Source organism: Vibrio sp. V04_P4A5T148, assembly GCF_963875605.1.
Lineage (GTDB): Bacteria > Pseudomonadota > Gammaproteobacteria > Enterobacterales > Vibrionaceae > Vibrio > Vibrio anguillarum.
In genome coordinates, this window is sequence record NZ_CAWNMS010000090.1 from 3,955 (window position 1) to 6,235 (window position 2,281).

The window sequence follows — 2,281 nt, forward strand, 5'->3', positions numbered from 1 at the left end:
TAGTGCAAAATTGAAGTTCAGTGTTTACAGTGTGTTTTTTGAGTTCGGCTATGCGTTGTCAACCCCTTAGCCGGGCGTTATGCAACTCAGGTAAATTTAGGGGCTCAATCTTTTGGGATTTCTCCGGCCATTCGTTTTGAGCTGTCGGCAAATGAGCATTTTTACCCTCAAATTCGTGGTTAACTCAAACCGTAAAACAGGCAAGGTTCTTTGTTTGCCTCAATGAGTTTTGGTGCTGGTTTGTTGTGAATTTAGCGGGCGCAAAGTGTGGAAAGGGCAAGTTTATCGAGCATTTTGCACTTGCTGAAAGTCTTGCTTGTTGAGTTTTCCTGATTCAAAAGCTTGGTTTGTTGTTGAAAGGTGGACTTTGTTTTGGCGGCTCATTTATCACAGTTCTTGCTTGGGTTGATTCTTGAATCACTCAACCATTGCAATTGTGGCTTTTGGTCGTGTAAATTCTGTTTATCTCATTGAATTTGCATAACAAACGGCTCAAGAGGGATTGCCAACGCTTGGCTGTTTTAGTACAAAATTGAAGTTCAGTGTTTACAGTGTGTTTTTTAAGTTCAGCGGTGCGTTGTCAACCCCTTAGCCGGGCGTTATAAGCTTCGAGGAAAATATGGAAACGATCATCAAGCAAGCCATTGATTTACGGAAAGAAGCTAAGTTTCAAGAATCGAGAGATTTGTTAGCGACGCTATTAAACGACGAAAGCTATGCGGCTAAAGCTCATTTGCAAATAGCATGGTCATATGACAATGAAGGTAGAGAGCAAGAGGCGGTAGGGCATTACTTATCATCTTTATCGGGAATGCTTTCCCCAGTAGAACGGTTTGATGCTTTATTTGGTTTAGCGAGCACCTATCGAAGTCTTGGCAACTATGTAGAGTCGTTGGGTTACTTTGAGCAGGCAATCATTGAGTATCCAGATGCGATAGAGGTTCGACCTTTCTATGCTATGTGCCTGTACAATCTGGGGCGCCACAAAGAAGCCATGGCTTTGTTGCTTGAATTATTACTTTCGACAACAAGTAGCGATGCGATCAAAGAGTATCATCGTGCTATATCCTTGTACGTCGAGGATTTAGATAGAAAATGGTAAGAATAACCACGCTTATAACAAACGCCTCAAGAGGGACTGTCAACGCGTGGCGTTTCCAGTCCCAATGAGCCGCGGGGGTTACGGCTGTTGTGATTGAGTTTTGTGGTAATGCGTTGCCAGCCCCTTAGGCGGGCGTTATGCTTCCTAAGCAAATTTGAGGAGAACGATAGTGAATCGTATTAAAGGGGTACTTCCATATTTAGCCGGTATCCTCATCGGTGTTTTATTGTGGTCGTTGGCTGAACTATTCTTTAATTCGTTAAGAAATGCAGATTTGAAAATAATTGCCGCGATAATTGCGGCATTTGGATCACTAACGACAGGGCTTGTAATTGCAATATTTACTCATTCTAGCCAAAAATCTAGAGAGTTACTTGCTCAAAAAAGGATGAGCGAGCGTGAGTTAAGAGTCCAAGAAAAAATAAGCGAAAGAGAGCTTGTTTTACAAAGGCATATCCGTGAAAGAGAAATTGAAGAAGCACATCGCCAAAAGAAAGTTGAAATTTACAATGACTTTTTAAAACTAGTCTCTGCATTTATGCAAGGAAGTAACGCCAGTAACAAGAAGAAAATGCCAGATCAGCAACAAATTCTTAATGAGTTTGAAAAATTCCAAAATGGAATTCTTCTTTGGGGAGGTCCCCAAGTGATTCAAGCTTTCCTTAATTACAGGAAAAATAGTGGAGAAGAGCAAGATAGTTTAACGATATTTCGGCATGTAGATGCTTTGTATAAAGCTCTTCGAGAAGATATTGGCTTAAGCAACTCAGGGTTGGAAAACCTTGAATTGGTGCAAATGTATTTAAGTGACCCTACTGAAATAGATACTCTTTTATCGGAAGCATAACAAAGCATTTAAGACGGATTCCCAACGCTCGGCATTTTTATTTTGCTTCTGCATTTGTGTTTACGGCACAATGCTTTAAGTGCGGTGGTCTGCGTTGCTCACCGCTTAATGCGGCGTTAGGCAAAGTGAGTTTTTATCAGCTAAATCGAGTTGAAATTGAGCGGTAAATTCCATGTTTTGTGGCTTAAGTTAAGCAATGAATAATCATCACATATTTGTTGTTTCTTGATCGCGTTGGGTTGTTTAGCGTTGTGAATTCAGCGGCAAAATAACCTTCAGCATCCAAACGTCCGCCGAGCATGCTACGCTCGTCACTTTTCTTCCAAATCGCT

The 2,281-nt window shown here is 41.3% G+C and carries 2 protein-coding genes; both read left to right on the forward strand.

Annotation, left to right across the window (positions count from 1 at the left end; translation table 11 throughout):
* The first annotated feature begins 619 nt into the window (after nt 1-619).
* Nucleotides 620-1,102 carry a tetratricopeptide repeat protein gene (locus tag AACT18_RS16325; RefSeq protein ID WP_059261323.1) on the forward strand — a complete coding sequence of 161 codons (483 nt, stop codon included), beginning with the start codon at nt 620-622 and terminating at the stop codon, nt 1,100-1,102.
* A 169-nt stretch (nt 1,103-1,271) separates the two neighbouring features.
* Nucleotides 1,272-1,949: a hypothetical protein gene (locus AACT18_RS16330; protein ID WP_094143058.1), complete on the forward strand. Its 678-nt coding sequence runs from the start codon at nt 1,272-1,274 to the stop codon at nt 1,947-1,949.
* Nucleotides 1,950-2,281 lie beyond the last annotated feature (332 nt).